This is a genomic window from Fulvivirga kasyanovii (genome assembly GCF_009711405.1).
Lineage (GTDB): Bacteria > Bacteroidota > Bacteroidia > Cytophagales > Cyclobacteriaceae > Fulvivirga > Fulvivirga kasyanovii.
In genome coordinates, this window is the sequence record NZ_SMLW01000244.1 from 1 (window position 1) to 3033 (window position 3033).

5 protein-coding genes are annotated in these 3033 nt (G+C 39.4%); 1 reads left to right on the plus strand and 4 read right to left on the minus strand.

Going from position 1 to position 3033, the window contains the following annotated elements; translation table 11 throughout:
- Positions 1-163: 163 nt before the first annotated feature.
- From E1163_RS01365 to E1163_RS01375, 3 genes are all read right to left on the minus strand, one after another.
- Positions 164-526, minus strand: a complete 363-nt coding sequence (locus E1163_RS01365; RefSeq protein ID WP_155168732.1) for a response regulator — start codon at positions 524-526, stop codon at positions 164-166.
- A 241-nt stretch (positions 527-767) separates the two neighbouring features.
- Entirely contained in the window at positions 768-1019 is a 252-nt protein-coding gene (locus E1163_RS01370; RefSeq protein WP_155168733.1) for a DUF2188 domain-containing protein, read from the minus strand.
- 12 nt (positions 1020-1031) lie between these two features.
- The gene (locus E1163_RS01375) at positions 1032-1472 is read right to left on the minus strand and encodes a DUF2267 domain-containing protein (RefSeq protein ID WP_155168734.1); all 441 of its coding nucleotides are present in this window, start codon (positions 1470-1472) and stop codon (positions 1032-1034) included.
- Positions 1473-1919: 447 nt separating this feature from the next.
- Here E1163_RS01375 and E1163_RS01380 point away from each other — a divergent pair, with 447 nt between their 5' ends.
- Entirely contained in the window at positions 1920-2171 is a 252-nt protein-coding gene (locus E1163_RS01380; RefSeq protein WP_155168735.1) for a dodecin family protein, read from the plus strand.
- Between the two features lie 202 nt (positions 2172-2373).
- Here the strand turns inward: E1163_RS01380 and E1163_RS01385 are convergent, their stop codons facing one another.
- Positions 2374-2733 (minus strand): PRC-barrel domain-containing protein, encoded by a 360-nt coding sequence (locus tag E1163_RS01385; RefSeq protein ID WP_155168736.1) that lies wholly within the window; start codon positions 2731-2733, stop codon positions 2374-2376.
- Positions 2734-3033 lie beyond the last annotated feature (300 nt).

Genomic DNA, 3033 nt, shown 5'->3' on the forward strand with positions numbered 1-3033 from the left:
GATTTTTCAGTTTATTAGCCATAGTCTTTAATATATTTTTAATGTTAAAATCTTTTTGACTATAGTAACGACAAAACTGTGCCACATCGTAAGGCGTTGATTATCAGTGTTGAGTGTCCTGTTGTTGGGGAAAATAATACAAAGAGCGTTGAAAAATATGCACCTATGCTGCAATGTGATCGTTGATCTTGCTTACCAGCTCCCTGATCTCGAAGGGCTTGGCAATGAAACCGTCGGCACCGCTTCGTCTGGAAATCACTTCTATTTCATTGTTTGCGGAGAGTATGATCACCGGGATATCCTTGTACTTAGGCGAGTTCTTTAACATCATGGTAGTCTCTTCTCCACCCATTTCGGGTATCCACAAATCCATAATTATGAGGTCGGGGTTATGGTTTTCAATTTTATCGGGTACTTCTTCGCAGGTTGTGCATATAAATACCTCAAATCCTTTCCCTGCTAATATTAATGAAACGATCTCAATGATATCGGGATCATTGTCGCAGAGTAATACCTTCTTCTTCATTTTTCTTACTACTGTATCCTTGTTTTTATAGTTTAAACCGGTAAGTGAGGATAAATTGAATGATTTACACCTACACCATTAAGGCAACAATAAACCCTGCCTTAAAGTTATGGAGAAATAGAGGTAATTCTAGTTTTGAGGGTAGTTATTACCCCAAGGCACATTGTGAGATAGGAATGGTAGTAGAGGCCATCATAGCGTTTTCATATGCATAGATGGCCCTGGCTATAGTTTGCGTATCTTATGCTGACCAGTTTTCATAACTGATCGGGTCAGAGAATCTGGGAAAAATCCTTTTCTCAACCAGTTCACCATGCTCAGAATATATTAATATTTGAGCCGGAAGATGTGTTTTTGCCAATGCTATGGCTTTATTGATGGCTTCTTCTTTTGATACGCCTGTTACTCCGTTGCCATAAAGTGGATTGTTGATGGTAACCCTCCACTCATCGGAGTGCTTTCTTACATAATACGAATATTCTAGTGAGTCCATAGGTTAAAAATTTTAAGCTGCTTTATACATTGCTTCTTTTAGTTGGTTATTAAGCGGATATTTCAAAAAATCATATGACAAAATATTGATATGTTTATTGAGCACCCTGATAATAGTAATAATTGCATCCAGCGCCACCATACGGCTACTCAATACCCGTTCTGCATGAGCGCTGTCGTTAACAATTACCTCATTTACAAATGATTCCAGGCTTTTTAGCTCAATTTGGTTGGTCTTCAGTTTCCAATCTGATACATAAATTATCTTGATGTTGTCAGGAAGATGCTGGATCAGATCAGCAGACTCAACATACGTAAGGCTGCTACGTAGGGTGTGTAACACACGTCCGATGATCCTGCCCGCTTTGAAATTGCAATGGATTCCCAAAGCCTCCTTTATCTCTTCAATGCATCCCTCGTCATTTTGGGCTAACTTATTATAGTCTATCTCCATTTGTTCCTTGGTTAGGTTAAGTCATTTAAAACAATTATCACATAGGAGTACACTATAGCAGGGCAAAATGGTGCCAAAATAGTCATCATCTTGTAATATGCTTATTATTAGCTGTTTACATTCAGTGTTTAAACTTTTATTCTCAGTTGAGGTGTGGAATTCATCAGTTAATCGTGTGGAGAATTGCAAACGATTGCGAAAAGTCTATGGGACGTTTTTTGTGAAATAACCTCAACATTTGAAATGCCTGTCGTGTAAGTGAAACCTCATGCTTTACTCCCTGACAAGTTCAGAAAATTACGTATTTAGCCATGCGAAATAACATATTAACCCACCTGAGGCTAATCTGGCCCTACTATGGCGATGGCTGGCTTTAAAAAACGGTATCTGGCATGAAATTTTTACTCAGGTAAACAAAAGAAATGTCTAACCAAACTAATCGAAGTTATGAGTATCGTAAAAGTAATTGAAGTAATAGCAGGATCGGAGAAAAGCTTTTCCGATGCCACGCAAAAAGCTCTTGACGAAGCTTCCAAAAGCGTCGATAACATAAGATCTATTAACATCAGTAATATGAATGCCAATGTAGAAAACGGCAAAATAGTTTCTTATGGCATTAACGCAAAGGTATCGTTTGAGGTAAACTCCAGAGAAAGAGAGTATACCTCCGAAACAAAAAGGGAAGCAGCTTTTAGCTAATTTAGTTTACAGTTTACAGTTTTAAATTCACTGTTTATCAGTTCACGGATTAAATACATGAATCCGTGAACTGGCAGACAGTGATTTTCTATGTAGAAGCCCGCGAACAATTTTTTATTAACAGTAAACGGTAGACTAAAACTGTAAACTATAACCTAAGAATTGGGAATTGTAAACTAAGAAACGGTGTACCGAGAACTTATCAATACTTCGTCCAATATGGCTCGTAGCCATAGTGTTTGTAGATAGAATTTATAAAAGTACGGTCGGCGCTGGTAGGCCATTCGTCCTTATCGAATCCCGGGGCATTTTCGAGGTGTTCCTTTTCAATGTCCAGTATGATCGTATCCTGATCAGAAGGGTCAAACTCCAGGGCCTCCGTGGGTATGGCGAAAAGCTTTTCCCCAAAGCCGAGAAAACCACCAAATGACAGTACCGCATAGGCCACAGTACCGTTTTCCCAGTCAATCATCAAATCTTTGATTTCTCCGATATTTTCGCCCTTGGCGTTCACCACTTCAGTGCCTTCAATGGTGGTGGCAGAGATTAGTTGTGTGTTCATATTTGTAGCATTTATGTGTGACTCATTCAAAAGACTGTTATTGGTCAGCCCCTCCGGACACACATGAAAAACAGGTGCCACAAAGTAATTCTCTTTTTAACAGTGAATTACAATATGCAGCACCTGCCTATGTGGTATTTTGCATACATCAATTTGTAAATAAACTTTCGCAGTAGATCAGCTATGCCAGCTAATCAGGCGGCTGCCAAACCTGCCTGTAGGCTGTGGTATGCGGCTCTGGCGGACTGATTGGTCCTCTTCTTCGGAGTCTTCATGTCCGTCAATTCCCATCATATCACA

Excerpts from the sequence above, each read along its gene's own strand:
- E1163_RS01365 (WP_155168732.1), bottom strand. The coding sequence starts at position 526 with ATGAAGAAGAAGGTATTACTCTGCGACAATGATCCCGATATCATTGAG.
- E1163_RS01370 (WP_155168733.1), bottom strand. The coding sequence starts at position 1,019 with ATGGACTCACTAGAATATTCGTATTATGTAAGAAAGCACTCCGATGAG.
- E1163_RS01375 (WP_155168734.1), bottom strand. The coding sequence starts at position 1,472 with ATGGAGATAGACTATAATAAGTTAGCCCAAAATGACGAGGGATGCATT.
- E1163_RS01380 (WP_155168735.1), top strand. The coding sequence starts at position 1,920 with ATGAGTATCGTAAAAGTAATTGAAGTAATAGCAGGATCGGAGAAAAGC.
- E1163_RS01385 (WP_155168736.1), bottom strand. The coding sequence starts at position 2,733 with ATGAACACACAACTAATCTCTGCCACCACCATTGAAGGCACTGAAGTG.